21 protein-coding genes are annotated in these 21,751 nt (G+C 59.1%); 7 read left to right on the top strand and 14 right to left on the bottom strand.

Annotated elements, in window-relative coordinates; genetic code table 11:
- Positions 1-50 precede the first annotated feature (50 nt).
- The 7 genes from recO to lptF form a co-directional block, all read right to left on the bottom strand.
- Positions 51-737, bottom strand: coding sequence for a DNA repair protein RecO (gene recO, locus ACM6IR_RS24850; RefSeq protein WP_414910124.1), 687 nt, complete (start codon positions 735-737; stop codon positions 51-53).
- 167 nt (positions 738-904) lie between these two features.
- Positions 905-1,807, bottom strand: coding sequence for a GTPase Era (gene era / locus ACM6IR_RS24845; protein WP_008151577.1), 903 nt, complete (start codon positions 1,805-1,807; stop codon positions 905-907).
- A complete protein-coding gene (gene rnc, locus ACM6IR_RS24840; protein WP_033053426.1) occupies positions 1,800-2,489 on the bottom strand; it encodes a ribonuclease III in 690 nt (229 codons plus the stop codon). The genes era and rnc overlap by 8 nt, the downstream gene beginning before the upstream one ends.
- 184 nt (positions 2,490-2,673) lie before the next feature.
- The gene (gene lepB, locus ACM6IR_RS24835) at positions 2,674-3,528 is read right to left on the bottom strand and encodes a signal peptidase I (protein WP_414910123.1); all 855 of its coding nucleotides are present in this window, start codon (positions 3,526-3,528) and stop codon (positions 2,674-2,676) included.
- 5 nt (positions 3,529-3,533) lie between these two features.
- The gene (gene lepA / locus ACM6IR_RS24830) at positions 3,534-5,333 is read right to left on the bottom strand and encodes a translation elongation factor 4 (RefSeq protein WP_414910122.1); all 1,800 of its coding nucleotides are present in this window, start codon (positions 5,331-5,333) and stop codon (positions 3,534-3,536) included.
- A gap of 171 nt (positions 5,334-5,504) precedes the next feature.
- The gene (gene lptG, locus ACM6IR_RS24825; protein WP_414910121.1) at positions 5,505-6,566 is read right to left on the bottom strand and encodes an LPS export ABC transporter permease LptG; all 1,062 of its coding nucleotides are present in this window, start codon (positions 6,564-6,566) and stop codon (positions 5,505-5,507) included.
- Positions 6,559-7,677 (bottom strand): LPS export ABC transporter permease LptF, encoded by a 1,119-nt coding sequence (gene lptF / locus ACM6IR_RS24820; RefSeq protein ID WP_414910120.1) that lies wholly within the window; start codon positions 7,675-7,677, stop codon positions 6,559-6,561. The genes lptG and lptF overlap by 8 nt, the downstream gene beginning before the upstream one ends.
- 392 nt (positions 7,678-8,069) lie before the next feature.
- Between lptF and ACM6IR_RS24815 the strand changes: the two genes are divergently transcribed.
- The 5 genes from ACM6IR_RS24815 (at position 8,070) to rlmF (ending at position 14,772) form a co-directional block, all read left to right on the top strand.
- Complete coding sequence (locus ACM6IR_RS24815; protein ID WP_414910119.1) at positions 8,070-9,560, top strand: leucyl aminopeptidase; 1,491 nt, start codon at positions 8,070-8,072, stop codon at positions 9,558-9,560.
- A gap of 59 nt (positions 9,561-9,619) precedes the next feature.
- Complete coding sequence (locus ACM6IR_RS24810) at positions 9,620-10,048, top strand: DNA polymerase III subunit chi (protein WP_414910118.1); 429 nt, start codon at positions 9,620-9,622, stop codon at positions 10,046-10,048.
- Positions 10,049-10,056: 8 nt separating this feature from the next.
- Positions 10,057-10,437, top strand: coding sequence for a DNA polymerase III subunit chi (locus tag ACM6IR_RS24805; RefSeq protein ID WP_414910117.1), 381 nt, complete (start codon positions 10,057-10,059; stop codon positions 10,435-10,437).
- Positions 10,438-10,654: 217 nt separating this feature from the next.
- Complete coding sequence (locus ACM6IR_RS24800; RefSeq protein WP_414910116.1) at positions 10,655-13,501, top strand: valine--tRNA ligase; 2,847 nt, start codon at positions 10,655-10,657, stop codon at positions 13,499-13,501.
- A 248-nt stretch (positions 13,502-13,749) separates the two neighbouring features.
- The gene (gene rlmF, locus ACM6IR_RS24795; RefSeq protein ID WP_033056419.1) at positions 13,750-14,772 is read left to right on the top strand and encodes a 23S rRNA (adenine(1618)-N(6))-methyltransferase RlmF; all 1,023 of its coding nucleotides are present in this window, start codon (positions 13,750-13,752) and stop codon (positions 14,770-14,772) included.
- 146 nt (positions 14,773-14,918) lie between these two features.
- Here rlmF and ACM6IR_RS24790 read toward each other — a convergent pair whose 3' ends face one another.
- Positions 14,919-15,200 (bottom strand): HU family DNA-binding protein, encoded by a 282-nt coding sequence (locus ACM6IR_RS24790; RefSeq protein WP_007905514.1) that lies wholly within the window; start codon positions 15,198-15,200, stop codon positions 14,919-14,921.
- A gap of 394 nt (positions 15,201-15,594) precedes the next feature.
- Between ACM6IR_RS24790 and yejK the strand changes: the two genes are divergently transcribed.
- The gene (gene yejK, locus ACM6IR_RS24785) at positions 15,595-16,599 is read left to right on the top strand and encodes a nucleoid-associated protein YejK (protein ID WP_414910115.1); all 1,005 of its coding nucleotides are present in this window, start codon (positions 15,595-15,597) and stop codon (positions 16,597-16,599) included.
- Positions 16,599-16,949, top strand: coding sequence for a glutaredoxin family protein (locus ACM6IR_RS24780; protein ID WP_414910114.1), 351 nt, complete (start codon positions 16,599-16,601; stop codon positions 16,947-16,949). The genes yejK and ACM6IR_RS24780 overlap by 1 nt, the downstream gene beginning before the upstream one ends.
- Positions 16,950-17,066: 117 nt before the next feature.
- Here ACM6IR_RS24780 and ACM6IR_RS24775 read toward each other — a convergent pair whose 3' ends face one another.
- The 6 genes from ACM6IR_RS24775 to grxD all read right to left on the bottom strand — a co-directional run bounded on the left by ACM6IR_RS24775 (position 17,067) and on the right by grxD (position 21,699).
- Positions 17,067-18,002, bottom strand: coding sequence for a glutathione S-transferase family protein (locus tag ACM6IR_RS24775; RefSeq protein ID WP_414910113.1), 936 nt, complete (start codon positions 18,000-18,002; stop codon positions 17,067-17,069).
- 196 nt (positions 18,003-18,198) lie between these two features.
- The gene (locus ACM6IR_RS24770) at positions 18,199-18,507 is read right to left on the bottom strand and encodes a GIY-YIG nuclease family protein (RefSeq protein WP_414910112.1); all 309 of its coding nucleotides are present in this window, start codon (positions 18,505-18,507) and stop codon (positions 18,199-18,201) included.
- Positions 18,508-18,547: 40 nt separating this feature from the next.
- Positions 18,548-19,018: a nuclear transport factor 2 family protein gene (locus ACM6IR_RS24765; RefSeq protein WP_414910111.1), complete on the bottom strand. Its 471-nt coding sequence runs from the start codon at positions 19,016-19,018 to the stop codon at positions 18,548-18,550.
- A 113-nt stretch (positions 19,019-19,131) separates the two neighbouring features.
- Positions 19,132-20,445, bottom strand: a complete 1,314-nt coding sequence (locus ACM6IR_RS24760; RefSeq protein ID WP_414910110.1) for a CynX/NimT family MFS transporter — start codon at positions 20,443-20,445, stop codon at positions 19,132-19,134.
- Positions 20,435-21,094, bottom strand: coding sequence for a FadR/GntR family transcriptional regulator (locus ACM6IR_RS24755; protein ID WP_414910109.1), 660 nt, complete (start codon positions 21,092-21,094; stop codon positions 20,435-20,437). The genes ACM6IR_RS24760 and ACM6IR_RS24755 overlap by 11 nt, the downstream gene beginning before the upstream one ends.
- A 263-nt stretch (positions 21,095-21,357) precedes the next feature.
- Positions 21,358-21,699: a Grx4 family monothiol glutaredoxin gene (gene grxD / locus ACM6IR_RS24750; RefSeq protein ID WP_201120411.1), complete on the bottom strand. Its 342-nt coding sequence runs from the start codon at positions 21,697-21,699 to the stop codon at positions 21,358-21,360.
- Between the last annotated feature and the right edge of the window lie 52 nt (positions 21,700-21,751).

The raw sequence follows: 21,751 nt of genomic DNA, 5'->3' as shown, positions 1-21,751 counted from the left end.
AGGGGAAAGTTCGGTGCACAGCATACACAAGGAGATAGGGTCTGTTGATCCTATGGCTTTCGAAACAACTCTCGGGAAACCAGCGGACGACCGCCCAAATGAACGGCCAGTGCCTGACGCATCAAGCGCTTGGCGGCGGACAGCGCACCAGGGGCGGACCAGTCGGCCTCGGCCATGGCCAGCAGTTCGGTGCCGTTGAACAGACCGGGTTGCAGCAGATAGACCCGCTCCAGACCCGCGTCCACTTGCAAACGATAAAGACCGTCCGGCGCGATCGGCTCGCCGTGGATGTCGGCGTTCAGCGCGAAGCCGTACCCGAGATCATCCAGCAGGCGCCATTCGAACGAGCGCAGCAACGGCTCAAGCGCACGACCCTCGGCCAGGGCGAGCAAGGTCGCGGCGTAGTGATCGAATACACCCGGATGAGGGTCTTCGGAGGGCAGCAGGCGAATCAACAGTTCATTGAGGTAGAGGCCGCTGAACAGTGCCTCACCGATGAGCCAGGTCGAAACGCCGGCGCTTTCCATGCGCCCGACGTTCTTCAACTCTCCCCGCCCGCGGAACTCGACTTCCAGCGGCACGAATGGCCGCGCCAGCGTCCCGGCCTTGCCCCGCGCACTGCGCAACACCGCCCGCAGCCGACCTTGTGGCGTGAGGAAATCCACCAGCGCGCTGTTTTCGCGGTAGGCGCGGGAGTGCAGGACATAGGCGGGTTGGCCGAGGGGGGCTTGAGACATGGAAGTCAGGGTTCTCAATGACGGAGCGTAGTTTTACAAACACCCCAAAAACAATGTGGGAGCGAGCCTGCTCGCGAAAGCGGTGTGACAGTCAACATCAATGCTGAATGTTACATCCTCTTCGCGAGCAGGCTCGCTCCCACAATGGATCTATGTGCTGCCAGACTTTACAGGTCGCCGTAACCCAACGAACGCAGGGCGCGTTCGTCGTCAGACCAGCCGCCCTTAACCTTGACCCACAGGTTAAGCATGATCTTGGAGTCGAACAGCAACTCCATATCCTTGCGCGCCTCGGTGCCGATGCGCTTGATGCGCTCGCCCTTGTCACCAATGATGATTTTCTTCTGGCCGTCACGTTCGACGAGGATCAAGGCATGGATATGCAGGGTTTTGCCCTGCTGCTTGAACTCTTCGATTTCCACGGTGATCTGGTACGGTAGCTCAGCCCCCATCTGACGCATGATTTTCTCACGCACCAGCTCAGCGGCGAGGAAGCGGCTGCTGCGGTCGGTGATCTGGTCTTCGGGGAAGAAGTGATCGTTTTCCGGCAGGTAACCGGCAATCACGCGCTCCAGCGTTTCGAGGTTGTGCCCGTGCTGGGCCGAGATCGGCATGATCTGCGCGTTCGGCAGCTGTTCCTGCAACCACGTCAGGTGCGGCATCAATTCGGCTTTGTCTTCGATGCGGTCAGTCTTGTTCAACGCCACGATCAACGGGCCGGTCACGTATTGAACGCGCTCGAGGACCATCTGGTCTTCGTCGGTCCACTTGGTGCGGTCAACCACGAAGATCACCACGTCGACGTCTTTCAACGCTGCCGAAGCGGTCTTGTTCATGTAGCGGTTCAACGCCTTTTCGCCGCCCTTGTGCATGCCCGGGGTGTCGACGTAGATCGCCTGCACGGCGCCTTCGGTCTTGATACCCAGCATATTGTGGCGAGTGGTCTGAGGCTTGCGCGAGGTGATCGCGAGCTTCTGACCGAGGATGTGGTTCAGCAGCGTGGACTTGCCCACGTTTGGACGGCCGACGATGGCGACATAGCCACAGCGAGTTGCAGTTGAATCAGTCATGGCCATTCTCCACGCCCAGGGCAATCAGTGCTGCGGCGGCCGCTACCTGTTCGGCAATACGACGACTCACACCCTGACCTCGGCTTTTTTCATTCAGTAAGGTGATTTCACATTCGACGAAGAACGTCCGGCAATGCGGCTCACCCTGGATATCCACCACTTCGTAACGCGGCAGCTCGCAACCCCGGGACTGCAGGAATTCCTGCAGGCGGGTTTTTGGATCTTTGTTGGTGTCGACCAGCGTCAGCCCTTCGAACTCACCGGCCAGCCAGGCCAGCACACGTTCGCGCGCCATGTCCATGCCGGCGTCCAGGTAGATCGCACCAATCAGTGCTTCCAGGGCATCGGCCAGAATTGACTCGCGACGGAAACCGCCGCTTTTCAATTCGCCGGAACCCAGGCGCAGGTATTCGCCCAGATCGAAACCCCGGGCCAGTACGGCCAGGGTCTCGCCTTTTACCAGACGTGCGCGCAAACGCGACAGCTGCCCTTCGCGCGCCAGCGGGAAGCGGTCGAAAAGCGCCTCGCCAGCGACGAAGTTGAGGATGGCGTCGCCGAGGAATTCCAGGCGTTCGTTGTTGCGCCCGGCAAAACTGCGGTGCGTCAGGGCCAGGACCATCAGCTCCTGATCCTTGAAGGTGTAGCCGAGCTGACGCTCTAGACGGCTTAAGGAGACGCTCACGGTTTACCCACGCTGAGTTCGTGGCTGGATTCCACCGCCATCGCCGTGATGCGGCGCAGGCTTGGGACAATTAACGCTGTGTTCAAAAATAACGTCCTGAATATCATTGGCTTCATGCTTTGGGTGCCGAATGTGTCGACTCCAGAAAAGCATTCGGCGCTGTGTTCAACAGCGCCGTGGGTGATTACTTGATCAGGCCAACCCGCGAGAAATTCGGCAGGTGACTGAGTTTAGGTTCCGGCCAGCTCATCCAGACTGCGAAGGCCTTGCCGACGATATTCTTGTCGGGAACCATGCCCAGCAGATCCTTGGGAATACTCGGATCATCCCAATAGCGACTGTCGTTCGAGTTGTCGCGGTTGTCGCCCATCATGAAGTAGTGCCCGGCGGGCACGGTCCACGAATGATCCGGTGTCGCGCGATAGCGGCTCATTTCCTTGCGGATAAGATGCTCGGCGGCACCGAGTTTTTCCTTGTAGAGCTCAGCGCTGCCCAACGTGCCCGGCTCGGAGCCGATCATTTGTTCGGCAATCGATTCACCGTTGACGAACAGACGCTTGTCGGCGGTGTAACGAATCTGGTCACCCGGCAGGCCCACCACACGCTTGATGTAGTTGACGTTCGGATCGCTCGGGTAGCGGAACACCATCACATCGCCGCGCTGTGGCTCACCGACTCCGATGACTTTCTTGTCGATCACCGGCAAGCGAATCCCGTAGGAAAACTTGCTCACCAAAATGAAGTCGCCGACTTCCAGGGTCGGTTTCATCGAGCCGGATGGAATCTGGAACGGTTCCACCAGGAACGAACGCAGTACCAGCACGATGAACAGCACCGGAAAGAACGACTTGCCGTATTCGACCAGTAGCGGCTCTTTGTTCAGTTTCTCGACCACCACCACATCAGGCTGGCTGACGCTGCCTTGATAGGAGGTAATGGCCGCACGCCGACGCGGCGCCAGGAAAAGCAGATCGAGCAACGCCAACAGGCCGCAGACGAACACGGCGATGACCAGCAACAGCGGGAAATTTAGTGACATAGGACCTAACTATCCAACCTGAGCACTGCAAGGAAGGCTTCTTGTGGAATTTCCACGTTACCGACTTGCTTCATGCGTTTTTTACCGGCCTTTTGCTTTTCCAACAGCTTGCGCTTACGGCTAACGTCACCGCCGTAGCATTTGGCCAATACGTTCTTTCTGAGTGCCTTGACGGAAGTCCGCGCAATGATCTGCCCGCCAATGGCGGCCTGGATCGCAACGTCGAACATCTGCCGTGGAATCAGTTCTTTCATCTTCTCGGTCAACTGGCGACCTTTGTAGTGCGCGTTGTCACGATGCACGATCAACGCCAAGGCGTCGACTTTGTCACCGTTGATCAGTACATCCAGTTTCACCAGATTAGCCGATTGATAACGGTCGAAATGGTAATCCAGCGAAGCATAGCCACGGCTGGTGGATTTCAGACGGTCGAAGAAGTCCAAAACCACTTCGTTCATCGGCAAATCATAGGTCACCTGGACCTGAGTGCCGAGGAACAGCATGTCGTGCTGCACGCCACGCTTTTCGATACACAGGGTAATGACGTTACCCAGGTGCTCTTGCGGCACAAGAATATTGGCCCGCACGATCGGTTCGCGCATGTCTTCGATCGAAGACAGGTCTGGAAGCTTCGACGGGTTGTCGACGTAAATCGTTTCACCGGTTTTCAGCAACAGCTCGAAAATAACGGTCGGCGCCGTGGTAATCAGGTCCAGGTCGTACTCGCGCTCCAGGCGCTCCTGGATGATTTCCATGTGCAGCATGCCGAGGAACCCGCAACGGAAGCCGAAGCCCAGGGCGTCAGAACTTTCCGGGGTGTACTGCAGGGACGAGTCGTTGAGCGTGAGCTTTTGCAGCGCTTCACGGAAATCTTCGAAGTCATCGGAGCTGACCGGGAACAGACCAGCGTAAACCTGTGGCTGAATGCGTTTGAAGCCTGGCAGTACGTCAACGTCCGGCGTGGAGCTCAAGGTCAGGGTGTCACCCACCGGCGCACCGTGAATGTCCTTGATGCCGGCGATGATGAAGCCCACCTCGCCCGCCTTCAGGTCAACGGTAGCGGTGTGTTTCGGGTTGAATACACCGACGCTGTCCACCAGGTGGATCTTGCCGGTGGATTTGACCAGGATCTTGTCGCCCTTCTTCACACAACCGTGGCGCACGCGTACCAGGGAAACAACGCCCAGGTAGTTGTCGAACCAGGAGTCGATGATCAACGCTTGCAGCGGATCTTCGATGTTGCCGGTCGGTGCAGGAATGGTGGTAACCAGACGCTCGAGCACTTCGTCGACGCCCAGACCGGTCTTGGCACTGCACTCGACCGCATCGGTGGCATCGATACCGATGATTTTTTCGATTTCTTCTTTAACGCGCTCTGGATCGGCCTGTGGCAAGTCGATCTTGTTCAGGACCGGCATGACTTCCAGGCCCTGCTCGATGGCGGTGTAGCAGTTGGCAACCGACTGCGCTTCAACGCCCTGGCCGGCATCGACCACCAGCAACGCACCTTCACAGGCCGCCAGCGACCGGCTGACTTCATAGGTGAAGTCGACGTGGCCCGGGGTGTCAATGAAGTTCAGTTGGTACTTGATGCCATCGCGAGCGGTGTAATACAGGGTGACGCTGTGGGCCTTGATGGTGATCCCGCGTTCACGCTCCAGGTCCATGGAGTCCAGAACCTGGGCTTCCATTTCGCGCTCGGCAAGGCCGCCGCACATCTGGATGAAGCGATCGGCCAGCGTCGACTTGCCATGGTCAATGTGGGCGATGATGGAGAAATTGCGGATATGACTCAAATCACTCACGGATCAACACTCAAAAAGGCTGCAGGCATAGCCCGCCGAAAAATAGCCGGGAATTGTACCTGATCCACGGCGCAAGCGTCACGTTCGCAGGTCAGACGGCACGTACAAAAACGCCCCGGTCTCTCGACAGGGGCGTTTTTCATGACCAGCCAGGTCGGGAATTACCCGCGATCAACCGGCTCGGCGTAACAACCAAACCCCGACCACGGCGCAAACACCCGCCGGAACCAGCACCGCAAATAGCGGCGAGAAACCGAACACCAGGCTTGAAGGCCCCAGCAGATCCTGAACGATGCGGAAGGTGAAACCCACCAGCACGCCGGTGAACACCCGCTGCCCCAGGGTCACCGAGCGCAGCGGTCCGAAGATGAAGGAAATAGCCATCAGCACCAGGGCGGCCGTGACCAATGGTTGCAACACCTTGACCCAAAATGCCAGCCAGTAGCGACCATTGTTCAGCCCCTGATCAGCCAGGTAGTGGATGTAACCCCACAGACCGGTGATCGACAACGCGTCGGGGGTCATCACCACCGTGTCCAGGAGTTCCGGGCTCAGCGATACGTTCCAGCGCTCGACCGGCGCAGTGACCACTTCAGTGCTCTTGTCATGGAACAGCGTGGTGGTCACGTCGCTCAACTGCCAGTGATCCTTATCGTAGTCCGCTCGCTTGGCAAAGCTGGAAGTCAGCATATGGCGCTGATCGTCGAAACTGTAACGGGTTACGCCATACAGCACGCCATTAGGCTGCACGGCGTTGATGTGAATGAACTCGCCTCCCTGCCGATGCCATACACCATGCTTGGAACTTTGCGCTTCACCACTGCCCTGAGCCAGCGATCGGTTGGCCTGAGCGGTGCTTTCGGCCGCTGGCGCCACGTACTCGCCAATCAACACACCCACGGCCATCAGGATCAGCATTGGCTTCATGACCGCCCAGACAATTCGACCGACCGACACGCCCGCAGCGCGCATGATGGTCAGCTCGCTGTGACTGGCCAGGCCGCCGAGGCCGATCAGGCAACCGATCAGCGCAGCCATCGGCAACATGTCGTAAAGACGACGCGGCGCCGTCAGGAGCACGAAACTCAGGACGTCTACCATGGTGTAGGTATCGCTGACCTCACCCATTTCGTCGATAAAGGCAAACAGCGTAGCCAGACCGAGAATGATCCCCAGTACCGCCAGGATCGCAATGAACACACTGCTACCGATGTATCGGTCGAGTTTAACCACGAGCCACCTCCAGCGCGCTGCGGCGACTCGCCCGCTTCAACTGCAGGGGTTCCCAATAGAGCAGGCCCAGACCGATGGCCAGGAATATCGCATGCACCCACCACAAGCCCAGCACGGGCGGAATCTTGCCCTTATCAAGGGCGCCACGAGCGGCAATCAGGATAGCCAGGTAAGCCATATAAAGAAGAATCGCCGGTAAAAGCTTCAGGAAACGACCCTGGCGCGGATTGACCCGCGACAGCGGCACTGCCATCAAGGTCACGATGAAGACCAACAGCGGCAAGGACAGACGCCATTCCAGCTCGGCGCGCAAACGCAAGTCGTCGCTGCCAAGCAATGCACCGGTGCTCATTGCATCGCGGTCGGTGACTTCGTCGCTGACATCCGGTTTTGGCAACAAGACGCCGTACTCGTCGTACTTGATCGCACGGTAGTCGGCCTGCCCCGGATTGCCGTCGTAGCGATAGCCATTGTCGAGAATCAGGTAGCGATTACCGTCAGGGCGAATTTCCTGACGGCCTTTTTCGGCCACCAACACCGAAATGCCGCGATCTTTATTCTCGGACGAGACGTTCTTCTGCGAAATAAATACACCGCCAAGGTTGACGCGGTTATCCGACAGCGTTTCGGTGTAAGTCACACGGGTGCCGTCACGCAGGGCCTGGAAGCGACCCGGCTCCAGGGTATCGAACTCGGTCAGCGCATCCTGCTTGTTCAGCAACAGCTGGAACTGATTGGCCCCTTGTGGCGCCAGACCCAGGCTCAGCCAGGCCACGACCAGCGCAACCAGAGTGGCCGGAAACAGGGTGATGACAAACAGGCGCTGCTGACTCATGCCGGTGGCCGACAGCACGGTCATCTCGCTTTCCAGGTACAGACGACCGTAGGCCAGCAGGATGCCGAGAAACAGCCCCAGCGGCAGGATCAGTTGCAGAAAACCCGGCAGGCGAAAGCCCATGATCAGAAACAGGGAGCCTGGATCCAGAAGGCCGGCAGCCGCCTGGGCGAGGTACTTGATGAAGCGTCCGCTCATGATGATGACCAGCAGCACGGCGCTGACGGCGCTCAAGGTCAACAGGACTTCGCGGGATAGATAACGGAAGACAATCAAACCAGACACTCCAGGGTTGTCAGGCTAAGGCGGCCAAACAAGCAAACGTATCGGGCAGCCCACAGGGCAGAGCCGCCGAAAAAGATGGCGCATTATCCTGTGATTGGGTGTGCCTGTCACTGCGCAATGCATTGGCGTGTGCAGGAGCGAGCTTGCTCGCGAAGGTCGTCAACGATAAAGCGGGTAGTCTGACACCCCGCGCCGGTCTCGGTTTTTTTCGCGAGCAAGCTCGCTCCTACATTCGTATAACCGAGGGTTGTCAGCGTCGGGGCACGAGGTTCAAACTGCGGCCTTTGTCGCAGGCCGTGACTTGCGTCTTTCTATATATAAGCAAGCGACACACGCCCAGTGTCGAGCGCTTGCGCGTTGACCATTAATTCAGGGACCCGGACATGGAACTGGTTGTAAAGAGCGTTAGCCCAGAAACGTTGAAAACCGCCACTCTGGTGGTCGCCGTCGGCGAAGGCCGCAAGCTCGGCGCCGTCGCCAAACAACTCGACGAACTGAGCGGTGGCGCTATCAGCGCTGTGCTCAAGCGCGGCGACCTGGCCGGAAAAGTCGGTCAGAGCCTGCTGCTGCACAGCCTGCCGAACCTCAAGGCCGAACGCGTTTTACTGGTCGGTGTGGGCAAGGATGAAGAGCTGGGCGATCGCCCGTTCCGTAAAATCATCGCCGGCATCCTCAATACCCTGAAAGGCCTGGGCGGCAGCGATGCCGTACTGGCCCTGGATGAAGTGGTCGTCAAAGGCCGCGACAGCTACGGCAAAACCCGCCTGCTGGCTGAAACCCTGGTGGACGGCGAATACCAGTTCGAAGAGTTCAAAAGCCAGAAAGCCGAGCCTCGTGCACTGAAGAAAGTCACTCTGGTGACCATCAAGGCTGCACACGCTGAAGTCGAGCGCGCCGTGGCCCACGCCACTGCGATCGCCAACGGCATGGCGTTTACCCGCAACCTGGGCAACCTGCCACCGAACATCTGCCACCCGACGTTCCTCGGCGAACAAGCCAAGAACCTGGGTAAAGAATTCAAAAGCCTGAAAGTCGAAGTCCTTGACGAGAAGAAGATCAGGGACCTGGGCATGGGCTCGTTCTACGCCGTCGGCCAGGGCAGCGCCCAGCCACCGCGCCTGATCGTCATGCAATACAACGGCGGCAAGAAATCCGAGAAGCCGTACGCACTGGTCGGTAAAGGCATCACCTTCGACACCGGCGGCATCAGCCTGAAGCCAGGTGCCGGCATGGACGAAATGAAGTACGACATGGGCGGTGCTGCCAGCGTGTTCGGCACATTGCGCGCCGTGCTCGAATTGAAGCTGCCGATCAACCTGGTGTGCATCCTGGCCTGCGCCGAGAACATGCCGAGCGGCAACGCTTCACGCCCGGGTGACATCGTTACCACCATGAGCGGCCAGACCGTGGAAATCCTCAACACTGACGCCGAAGGCCGCCTGGTGCTGTGCGACGCCCTCACCTACTCCGAGCGTTTCAAGCCGCAAGCCGTCATCGACATCGCGACCCTGACCGGTGCTTGCGTCGTCGCGCTGGGCTCCCACACCTCGGGCCTGCTAGGCAACAACGACGAACTGATCGGCCAACTGCTGAGCGCCGGCCAGGCCGCCGACGACCGCGCCTGGCAATTGCCGCTGTTCGATGAGTATCAAGAGCAGCTGGACAGCCCGTTCGCCGACATCGCCAACATTGGCGGCCCCAAAGCCGGCACCATCACCGCCGCCTGCTTCCTGTCGCGCTTCACCAAGAACCTCAACTGGGCGCACCTGGACATCGCCGGTACCGCCTGGACCAGCGGCGGCAAGGACAAGGGCGCCACTGGCCGCCCAGTTCCCCTGTTGACCCAATACCTGCTGGACCGCGCCAAAGCCTGAAACCGATGAACAGGGCGGCGCTGCTTTCCGGCAGCGCCGCTCATGGTCAAGGAACCGCAATGACCAAAGTCGACTTCTATATCCTGCCCAGCGCCGATCCTTCGGCGCGACTGGATTTCGCCTGCAAGCTCACCGAAAAAGCCTGGCGCATGGGCCACCGCATCTACCTGCATTGCAGCGATGCTGCCCAGCGCGATGATCTCGATGCGCGTTTGTGGGCGTTCAAGGGCGAAAGCTTCGTGCCCCACGGCCCCGCCGAAAGCGAGCCGGAGGGTTTGATTGTCCTGGGGATTGGCGATGACTGCGGTCAGCATCAAGACTTGCTGGTCAATCTCGACCTGAAAGTCCCGGCCTTTGCCCCCCGCTTCGCCCGCGTGGCGGAAGTGGTGGTGGAAGAAACGACGATTCGCACCGCTGCGCGGGAGAGTTTCCGTTTCTACCGCGAACAGGGCTATCCTCTGCAAGATCACCGTTTACAGCGACTCTGAGCACTCCGATGGACACTCCAAAACCGCTGCAAAAGTCCGCGCACTTGCTGGACGACCTTGAGTCGATCCGCCAACTGCTCGGCGATGACAACCTGCAACCGCCGCTGCTGACCGATACGGTCAATGATGATGACGATGACCAGGAACAAATTCCGATGCTGTTCGAGGCCGTCGACAACCCGTCGCCCGCCACCGAACCGAGCCCTGCCCCGGTAGCACCCACCGCCGAAAAAGGCCCTGATGCCTTGCTGCATCTGGATGGCGAACTGCGTGCTGCCGCCATGTTGATCATGCAAGACGTGATCGATGACTTCGCTCCGCACATCGAAACCGAAATCAAACGCCGCCTCGCTGCCCGGATGGAACGGCTCCTCAGCCAATACGAATAACCCCAATCCCTGTGGGAGCGAGCCTGCTCGCGAAAGCTATCTAACAGTCAATATTGATGTGACTGAATAAATCGCTTTCGCGAGCAGGCGCGCTCTCTCATTGGGATTTGCAGCAATCCTGACACTGCGCGCTGTCTGCACTCACTCGCCCTTCGCCCCATGCCCCGCTATACTCGTCGGCTTTTCCTGAATTAATGCCAATAGGGTCCCGCCGCGCATGGATAAGACCTACCAGCCGCACGCCATTGAAACTTCCTGGTACAACACCTGGGAGTCAGAGAATTACTTCGCCCCGCAAGGCGCGGGCGAGTCCTACACCATCATGATCCCGCCGCCGAACGTCACCGGCAGCCTGCACATGGGTCACGGCTTCAACAACGCGATCATGGACGCCCTGATCCGTTTCCGCCGCATGCAGGGTCGCAACACCCTGTGGCAGCCGGGCACCGACCACGCCGGTATCGCCACGCAAATGCTGGTGGAACGTCAACTAGAAGCCCAAGGCCAGAATCGCCACGACCTCGGTCGTGAGAAATTCCTCGAGAAAGTCTGGGAATGGAAGGATCAGTCCGGCGGCAACATCAGCCGTCAGATCCGCCGCCTCGGCTCGTCCGTGGACTGGGGCCGTGAGCGCTTCACCATGGATGACGGCCTCTCGGAAGCGGTTAAAGAAGCGTTCGTTCGCTTGCATGAAGACGGGCTGATCTACCGCGGCAAGCGCCTGGTCAACTGGGACACCAAGCTGCACACGGCGATTTCCGACCTCGAAGTGGAAAACCACGACGAGAAAGGTTTCCTGTGGAACCTGAAGTACCCGCTGGCCGACGGCGCCAAGACCGCTGAAGGCGATGATTTCCTGATCGTCGCGACCACTCGCCCGGAAACCATGCTCGGCGACGCCGCCGTTGCCGTGAACCCGAACGATGAACGCTACAAAGCCCTGATCGGCAAATTTGTCGAGCTGCCGCTGGTTGGCCGCCGCATTCCGATCATCGCCGACGATTACTGCGACCCTGAATTCGGCACCGGCTGCGTAAAAATCACCCCCGCCCACGATTTCAACGACTACGAAGTCGGCAAACGCCACAACTTGCCACTGCTGAACATCTTCGACAAGAACGCCGCCGTACTGCCGGCCTGTCAGGTGTTCAACCTCGACGGCACGTTGAACGAAAGCATCGATGGCAAGATCCCGGCCGAATACGTCGGTCTCGACCGCTTCGAAGCGCGCAAGCAAATCGTTGCGGCATTCGATGCCGCTGGCCTGCTGGTCAGCGTCAACGATCACGCACTGAAAGTGCCGAAAGGCGACCGTTCAGGGACCATCATCGAGCCGTGGCTGACCGACCAGTGGTACGTGTCGACCAAGCCACTGGCCGAGCCTGCGATTGCTGCCGTTGAAGACGGCCGTATCCAGTTCGTACCCAAACAATACGAAAACATGTACTTCTCGTGGATGCGCGACATCCAGGATTGGTGCATCAGCCGTCAGCTGTGGTGGGGCCACCGGATTCCGGCCTGGTACGACGAGTCGGGCAAGGTCTATGTCGGTCGCGACGAAGCCGAAGTACGTGCCAAGCACAACCTCGGCCCGGACGTTGCGCTGCAACAGGACAATGACGTTCTCGACACCTGGTTCAGCTCGGGCCTGTGGACATTCTCCACCCTCGGCTGGCCTGAACAGACCGAATTCCTGAAGAAATTCCACTCCACCGACGTGCTGGTAACCGGCTTCGACATCATTTTCTTCTGGGTTGCCCGGATGATCATGCTCACCATGCACTTGGTGAAGAACGAAGACGGCACGCCGCAGGTTCCGTTCAAGACCGTTTACGTGCATGGCCTGGTGCGAGATGGCCAGGGCCAGAAGATGTCCAAGTCCAAGGGCAACGTTCTTGACCCGCTGGACATCATCGACGGCATCGAACTGGAAGAGCTTGTTCAAAAGCGCACCTCCGGCATGATGCAGCCGAAACTGGCGAAGAAGATCGAGAAGCAGACCCGCGACGAATTCGCCGACGGCATTGCCAGCTACGGCACCGACGCCTTGCGTTTCACCTTCTGCTCGCTGGCGTCCACCGGTCGCGACATCAAGTTCGACATGGGCCGCGTCGAAGGCTATCGCAACTTCTGCAACAAGATCTGGAACGCCGCACGTTATGTTCTGGACAAGGGCGAAGACTGCGGCCAGAACGGCGAAGCTTTCGAGCTGTCACTGGCGGATCGCTGGATCATCTCGCAGCTACAGCGCACTGAAGCCGAAGTGACCCGTCAACTCGACCAGTTCCGCTTCGACCTGGCCGCACAAGCCTTGTACGAGTTCATCTGGAACCAGTATTGCGACTGGTACCTGGAACTCTCCAAGCCTGTGCTGTGGGACGAAAACGCGCCGGTCGAACGTCAGCGCGGTACCCGTCGCACGCTGGTTCGCGTGCTGGAAGTCGCGCTGCGCCTGGCGCACCCGTTCATGCCGTTCATCACCGAAGAAATCTGGCAGCGCATCGCGCCGCTGGCCGGTATCGAGGGCAAGACGATCATGCTGCAACCTTGGCCAGTGGCCAATGAGGAGCGCATCGATCAAGGCGCCGAAGACGACATCGAATGGCTCAAGGGCCTGATGCTGGGCACACGTAACATTCGTGGCGAAATGAACATTGGCCCGGGCAAGCCGCTGAACCTGTTCCTGAAAAACGTCAGTGCCGAAGATCAGCGACGTCTCACCGAGAACGAAGCCCTGCTGAAGAAACTGGCGCGTCTGGAATCGATCACCGTATTGGCTGCCGGCGAAGAAGCACCGCTGTCCGCCACCGCGCTGGTCGGTGAGATGGAAGTGCTGGTGCCGATGGCGGGCCTGATCGACAAGAACGCCGAACTGGCGCGCCTGGACAAGGAAATCCTGCGTTTGCAGGGCGAAGTCCAGCGCGTGGGCGGCAAACTGTCCAACGCAGGCTTCGTCGACAAGGCCCCTAGCGACGTCATCGACAAGGAGCGCGCCAAACTGGCTGAAGCCGAACAGGCTCTGGGCAAACTGGCCGAGCAGCATGCGCGGATTGCCAGCCTGTAACGGCACATCGCAATAAGAAGGGAGGCCCGCGTGGTCTCCCTTTTTTATGCCGGCTGCTTTCCCCCAAACACCAAAACTCTCTTTCTGTAGGAGCGAGGCTTGCCCGCGAAGAACGATAACGCGGTGCAACAGATACATCGCGTTATCGCTCTTCGCGGGCAAGCCTCGCTCCTACGGGATCCACCGCGCTGCCATTGTCTGTGGGACAATACCCGCCACTTTCAGCCATACCCGAATCGACCACGCCCATGAACGCCCCCCGCACACCTAGACCTGCGCGCAAGAAGCCTGACTCCGCCACCCCGGCCAAAGCCGTGGAACCGCGTGAAAAGGCCAGCCTGCACCCGCGCAACCGCCATCAGGGTCGCTACGACTTCCCGGCGCTGATCAAGACCACGCCGGAACTGGCAAAGTTCGTGATCATTAACCCGTACGGCAAGGAAAGCATCGACTTCGCCAGCCCCGACGCGGTGCGGGTGTTCAACCGGGCGCTGCTCAAGTCGTTCTACGGTGTGGCCCACTGGGACATCCCGGCCGACTACCTGTGCCCGCCGGTTCCGGGCCGTGCCGATTACGTGCATTTCCTGGCCGACCTGTTGGCCAGCGTCAACGATGGCGAAATCCCTCGCGGCGCACCGGTCAAGGTGCTCGATATCGGCATGGGCGCCAACTGCGTCTATCCGCTGATCGGCTACAGCGACTACCGCTGGCACTTTCTCGGTTCGGAAATCGACCCGACAGCCGTGGCCGCCGCCAAAGCCATTGTGCAGTCGAACGGGTTGAACAAAGCCATCCAGTTGCGCCAGCAAAGCAATCCCAAGCACATCCTGCTGGGCCTGCTCGAGCCCGGCGAACGCTTTGACCTGACCATGTGCAACCCACCGTTCCACGCCTCGATGGACGAAGCGACCAAGGGCAGCGAGCGCAAATGGCGCGCACTGGGCCGTGCCGACCCGAAACGTAAACTGCCGGTGCTGAACTTTGGCGGTCAGTCGGCAGAACTATGGTGTGAAGGTGGCGAAGCACGTTTTGTGACGCAACTGATCGCCGAGAGTGCGCACTTCCAACACAAAGTGCTCTGGTTCAGCACCCTGGTCTCGAAAGCCTCCAACCTGCCTGCGATCCAGACGGCGCTGAAAAAGGCCGGCGTATTGGAAAGCCAGGTCGTGGAAATGTCCCAGGGGCAGAAGCAAAGCCGCTTCGTCGCCTGGACCTTCCAGACCAAGTCCGAGCAGCAGGTCTGGCGTGAACGCTGGGTTAAAAAAAGCTGAGTAACTGACCGACGCAGATCAACTGTGGGAGCGAGCCTGCTCGCTCCCACAGGGGGCTAGTGGTTTTTTCGGGGCGATCGCTGAATCGCAGACACAAAAAAGCCGTGCCCGGATCACTCCGGAGCACGGCTTTTTTTTACTGCGTCTTACTTGTTAACAGCGTCGGTCAGGCCTTTGGCCACAACCAGCTTGATAACTTTCTTGGCAGCGATTTCGATGGCAGCGCCAGTCGAAGGGTTGCGGCCGGTACGGGCAGGACGCTCAGTCACTTTCAGTTTGCCGATACCTGGCAGAGTGATTTCGCCGCCGTTTTCCAGCTGATCGGCAACGATTTGGCCCAGTTGGTCCAGAGCGTTACGCGCGGTGGTTTTTGGCGCGTCGATAGCTTCAGCGATGTCGGCGATCAGTTGGTCTTTAGTAAGAGCCATGTAGTGTTCCTTCCCTATCAAATTCATATGGTTTGCAGTGTGCAGTGTCAGCCATCGAGCCCGATCGTCTGGATCCGGCACCCTCGGCCAATAACAACGGGATCGGGGTTATAGATACCGAAATCCGGGTTTGGTTCGACCTGACAAATGCTGAATGCACGCTTAACGCAGTGACTTCGCGTAAGACGGGGCAAAACTAGCACAGAGACGGGGAAATATCCGCCTCTAGCTACCCATTTGGTCAGCTTTATTGCTCTAAACCGGGAAAAAACTGCATAAGCACCGGTGGTCGGGGGCGAATTGCCCTTCACACCGCGCCAAAACCAATGATTGCGGTACACTTGGCACTTTTTGAGGGAGCACGCCCTCCTCTCTTCAATCAGCCGAGAAGCCCATGCCGATCCGCCATTGCATCGTCCACCTGATCGACAAAAAACCCGACGGCACGCCCGCAGTTCTACACGCCCGCGAATCCGAATTGGCCGAGTCGAGCGCCATCGAGAACATGCTTGCCGACCTCAACGAAAGTTATAACGCCAAACAAGGCAAGGCCTGGGGTTTCTTCCATGCCGAGTCCGGCGCGCACCCGTTCAGCGGCTGGCTGAAGGAATATTTCGACGGCGGCAAGGATTTCACCGCATTTAGCCGAGTGGCGGTGGAACATCTGCAAAAGCTGATGGAAGAGTCGAACCTCTCGGTGGGCGGCCACGTGCTGTTCGCGCATTATCAGCAAGGCATGACCGATTACCTGGCAATCGCCCTGCTGCACCACAGCGAAGGCGTTGCCGTGACCGATCAACTGGACGTGACGCCGTCCCGGCACCTGGACCTGGGCCAATTGCACCTGGCCGCGCGGATCAACGTTTCAGAGTGGCAGAACAACAAACAATCCAAGCAGTACATTTCGTTCATCAAAGGCAAGAACGGGAAAAAGGTTTCAGAGTATTTCCGCGACTTCATCGGCTGCCAGGAAGGCGTCGACGGTCCCGGCGAAACCCGCACCTTGCTCAAGGCCTTCAGCGACTTCGTCGAAAGCGAAGACCTGCCGGAAGAGTCCGCCCGCGAGAAAACCAAAACCCTGGTGGATTACGCCAGCAGCCAGGCAAAAATGGGCGAACCCATGGGCCTGGAAGAACTCTCGGAGCTGATCGACGAAGAACGCCCGAAAGCGTTCTACGACCATATCCGAAACAAGGATTACGGCCTGTCGCCAGAGATCCCGGCGGATAAACGCACCTTGAACCAGTTCCGCCGCTTCACCGGCCGCGCCGAAGGCCTGTCCATCAGTTTCGAGGCGCACCTGCTGGGCTCGAAGATCGAATACGACGAAGAAGCCGGCACGTTGATCATCAAAGGCCTGCCGACCCAGCTGACCGACCAGCTCAAGCGACGCAACTGATGCTGGGCGGCGTACTGAAGAAATTCCTGCTGATCCTGCTGGTGGTCGTGGTTTACCAGAACTGGGGCAAGATCGAGCGGGTGTTCAATCCCGCGCAGGTGGTTTCCGAGCAGACCCAGGCCAAGGCCAATGTCGTGCTCTATGCCACCGACTGGTGCGGCTACTGCAAACTCACCCGACGCTTTCTCGATCAGAAAGGTATTCCGTACAAGGAATTCGACATTGAAAAAGATGCCGAAGCGCGCAAGGCCTATGAGGCATTGGGTGGTAGCGGGATTCCAATCATCGATGTGAATGGCACGTTGATTCGCGGGTATGACCCGGATGGGATTCTTACGGCGCTGAAATAACCGCTGGGAATCATACAATCCTGTGGCGAGGGAGCTTGCTCCCGCTGGGCTGCGAAGCGGCCCCAAAAGAGGGACTGCTACGCAGTCCAGCGGGAGCAAGCGCCACAGGTGTATGTATCAGCAAGCCTCGATGCGGAATCCCAACCGCGGAAAGTGCACATGCACCACGCCGCCACGTTCGTCTTCACGACGCAGAATCAACTCTTCACGGCCCGCAAACAGCAACTCACCCACTACCGGATCGACGCCATAGTCAGTGGCCGCGATGAATACCTGTTGGCCCAGCTCAAACCCGTTCGGTTCGTCAAACTGCTCATCCGGCAAGGCCGCCGGCGTGGTATTGCGCGCCACCTCCAGCGCCTCTTCGGAGGTCATCTCGCTGGACGCGCCATGACCGAAGCCCATCACCCGAGCGAACCATGCCGACACTGCCGGATAGGCATCGACCAGCGGTGAAGTCACAGGTGTCGCTTTGAGGAACCACATGGGATGGGCCAGGGCAAAGTCGGCAATCGACGGCTCGCCAAGCAGGAAATCACCTTGCTCGCGTTCAAGCTGCTGCTCCAGACGCGCCATGATGGTTGGCCATTGATGCCGAGCCTGCTCAGCCGATAACCGTGTGGCGCTGCCACCGCTGAACAATCCCGCGCGATCGGCAACAAACGCCTTGATCGCTTCCGGCGATAAATGGCCGAAGCGCACCGCAATCGATTCCGGTTGAAACACCAGGCTGACCGCGTGCTGGAACACCACCGAATCTGCCCAGGCGGCGAAGGTCGCGGCGATCATTTCCTGACCTTCCGGGAAGAACGCCGGCAAGGCTTTTTCTTGCTCCAGGCGACGGGCGATCAGCGAAGTGTCGCAATAAATATCCGCGCCAACCTGCAACACCGGTGTCTTGCGGTACCCGCCCGTCAATGCGGTCAGATCGGGTTTTGGCATCACTGGCGAAATCTTTACCGAGCGCCAGGACAACCCTTTGAAACCCAGGAGCAAGCGGGCCTTTTCAGCGAAAGGGGACGTCGGGTAATGATGAAGAATCAACTCTGACATGCTCGGCTCCGCCGCACGAATAGGAGCTTTCAGCTTAACGCGCAATCCATGGGCAGCCTACCCATCTGCCTGATGGGCACTTATCAGTCAGATTGATGACCTGTAGGAGCTGGCTTGCCAACGAAAAACGTTAACGATGACGGGTTCATGCTGGATTGACGCAGAGTTCTTGAGTCCATCGCTGGCAAGCCAGCTCCTACAGCGGTATGCGTGGAGCACTTGCCACCAAACATTCCTTGGCGCTTTTCTTGAGTTTTTTGATCAGTCGCTCCTGACGTAGCGCTTCGCTTTTGTCGCGGCACGCTTCGGTGTAAACCAGGGCAACTGCCGGGCTGGACAGAAAGAAGCGTGCGCCCTTGCCGCTCTGGTGAGTGGCGAAGCGGCGCACGGGATCGTCGCTGATCCCGCAGTAGAGCGAGCCGTTGGCCGCACGAACGAGGTAGACGAACCAGGGTTTGATGACGGGCGCGTCGGCGCTGACAGGCATTTCGCTGAGGGTGCTCATGTAACGATCAAGGCTTGAAAGAAAACATGCCGCGATCTTATCAGCGACTGGCTTGAAATGCCTTCAGCCCCTTCAAGGCTTGAGCGCGGACGGCCTTTCTCACCAGAGGCGTCCAGCCCAACAGCAGTCCTTTGAAACCCAGCGCCTGTCGCGACCACGCCCACAAATCGAAGCTGTCGTGATGCTCGCAAATCTTGCCATCGCGAAACACGAAGCGTGCCTGAATGTCGTTGACCACGGTGTTGCCGGTCTGGCTGAACAGATACGTTGCCACCCAATGGGCGCCGCCCGTGCGTTCATCGCTGCGCACGTTGTCGAACGTCAGGGAAAAATCCTTGGCCCGGGTGGTGAGCATGCGCCACATGTCGCCAGCCGCTTGACCGCGCAGTTCGCCGAACGCTGGATCACTGAACACCACGTCATCGGTGTAACAGGCACTCATGGCCTCGGCATCCAGCCGCTGGAAGGCTTGATAGAACTGGGTGATCAAGGCGCTGTGGGCATCGCTCATGGGCAGGCTCCCCGGGTTGGAAAATGGGCTTCGAAAGATTGCCTGCACGATAGTCAACAAATGCGCAGAGCACTATCGGCATTCGTGAGCCGAATACCGACAGTACGCTGTTATCAGACCTTCTCGCTTTCTACCTGCACGTACAACGAACGTCCGGCACCGAGGCCGGCGAGGATCGCGCCGAGACCGATAACGCCGAAAATCCAGCCCAGCGCTGTCCAGCCGCCGGTCCAGTCATGCACGATACCGACCGCGAACGGGCCCATGGACGCCAGGGTGTAGCCGAAACCCTGGGCCATGCTCGACAGGTTGGCGGCAACATGCGAATCCCGCGAGCGCAGCACGATCAAGGTCAACGCCAGACTGAACGCAGCGCCCTGCCCCAGCCCCAGCAGGATTGCCCAGCCCCACAAGCCTTCGATCGGTGCATACAGGCAGCCGAACAAACCGCCCAGGGTCAGCGCCATGACAATCACGATTGCCAGGCGTTGATCCTTGCCGCGAGTGGCCAGCCACGGCGCAGCCAGCGAGCTGGCCAGTTGAATGATCACCGAGCCCGAGAGCACCAGACCGGCCTGGGTCGGGGTCAGGCCGCGACCAATCAGGATCGACGGCAACCAGCCAAATACGATGTACGCCAGGGACGATTGCAGACCCATGTACAAGGTCACTTGCCAGGCCAGCGGGTCACGCAGCAATCCTCGGACGCGGTATGCAACGTGATGTGCACCGTGTTTCTGCCCGACTTGTGGCAACCAGAAAATCGCCGCCACCAATGCCGGAACAACCCAGATGCCCAGGCCCAGGGCCCAGCTCTTGTCGAAGTGTTCGCTCAACGGCACGGTCGCGCCCGCGGCCATCGCCGCGCCCATGCACAGAGCCATGGTGTAGACGCCGGTCATGGTGCCGGCCTGTTTCGGGAAGTCGCGCTTGACGATGCCCGGCAGTAATACGCCGATCACACCGATGCTGGCACCCGCCAGCACGCTACCGGCAAACAGGCCGATCTCGCCGAAAGAACTGCGCAGGATGATCCCGCCAGCCAGCATCAGCAGGATTCCCAGTACCACCCGCTCGGCACCGAAACGTCGTGCCAGGATCGGCGCCAACGGGGCAAACAAGCCGAGGCAAAGCACCGGCAAGGTCGTCAGTAAACCTGCCTGAGCCGCCGACAAGCCGAGGGTTTTCGAGACTTCGCTGAGCATCGGCGCCATGCTCGACAAGGCAGGACGCAGGTTCAGCGCCACCAGAATCAGGCCGAGCAACAACAACCACGGCCGCCGCAGGATCGGATGACTGTGCTGCACCGCCTCGTCATCGGCTTCGGCGTCGATCAACAGCTCTTCGAGCTCTGCCGTGCGCTTGGCGTGGGGGGTGCCGCTGTTGGCCTGTTGGCTGGACATGGGGGGATCGGTCTCAAGGTTCATTGATCAACTGCCTCGACAGGGCTTTGGCCCGTTCCGGGTCGCGTTGCTCGACGGCATCAAGCAGTTCGATGTGAAGGTCGAACACTGCTTGACGTCGGGGTGAGATGTTCAGGGTCTGGCGCAGGTGCGCGCCGACGATGCTGGAGAAATAGCGATACAACTCGCTGAGTGCCGGGTTGTGCGCAGCGTCCACCAGGCGGCGGTGGAACACCAGGTCGCAGGCGATGTAGCTGTCGAGATCGCCGTGGTAGTGACTGCCGCTGACGTCGAGTGCTTCACGCAACGCCGCCAGGTCTTCATCGGTACGGCGCAATGCTGCGAGACCAATGGCTTCGACTTCCAGAATGTGCCGAGTCTCCCGGGCCTGCTCGTGGGAGCAGCGAGACAACGCCTTCATCGTATCCAGCGGATCGACCACCGCCCGCAGGTAACTGCCGTCGCCCTGACGGATTTCAATCAATCCGGAAAACGCCAACACGCGCATGGCTTCACGCACCGTGTTGCGGCTGATGCCGAGTTCTGCAGACAGCTCGGGCTCGGTGGGCAGGCGCTGACCGATGGACCAGATTCCTTGGGTAATGCGCAGACGCAATTGCTCCAGGGCCTGATCGACCAGGGAACGCTTAATCAATGGAGAAATTTCTGACATGGGATTCGCCCTTTCATCCAATCATAGGATGAATTTTCTGACATGTTAGTCAGCTTCGGCCGAGAGGACAACCTGCTCGGGCCGGGCAGTCAAAACTGTAGGAGCGAGCTTGCTCGCGATGGTCGTTAACGAAATCGAATTTTAACCAGGTAAACGTGGCGCTCTGTAGTCCATCGCGAGCAAGCTCGCTCCTACAGTTCACAGGCGAAAAAAAAGGCCCTTCACGGAATACCGTGAAGGGCCTTTTCTTTGATGCCCGGGTATCAGGCTTCGGTCTTGGCTGCTGCAGCTTTTTCAGCAGCGGCTTTGATCGTGGCCTGCAACGAACCGTCAGCGGCCATTTCAGTCATGATGTCGCTACCGCCGATCAACTCACCACCGACCCACAATTGCGGGAAGGTTGGCCAGTTGGCGTACTTTGGCAGGTTGGCGCGGATTTCCGGGTTCTGCAGGATGTCCACGTACGCAAACTTTTCACCACACGCCATCACGGCCTGCGCGGCTTTCGCGGAAAAGCCACACTGCGGGGCGTTCGGTGAGCCTTTCATGTAAAGCAGAATGGTGTTGTTAGCAATCTGCTCTTTAATCGTTTCGATGATATCCATGGAGCACCTCGGCTGAACTTTCCGACTCAGAGGTCGGCACGGTGGCGCATTG

This window comes from Pseudomonas sp. IT-P253 (assembly GCF_949768125.1).
Classification (GTDB): Bacteria; Pseudomonadota; Gammaproteobacteria; order Pseudomonadales; family Pseudomonadaceae; genus Aquipseudomonas.
Note: the sequence above shows the minus strand (reverse complement) of the source record. Positions and strands in the feature narration are given on the sequence as shown.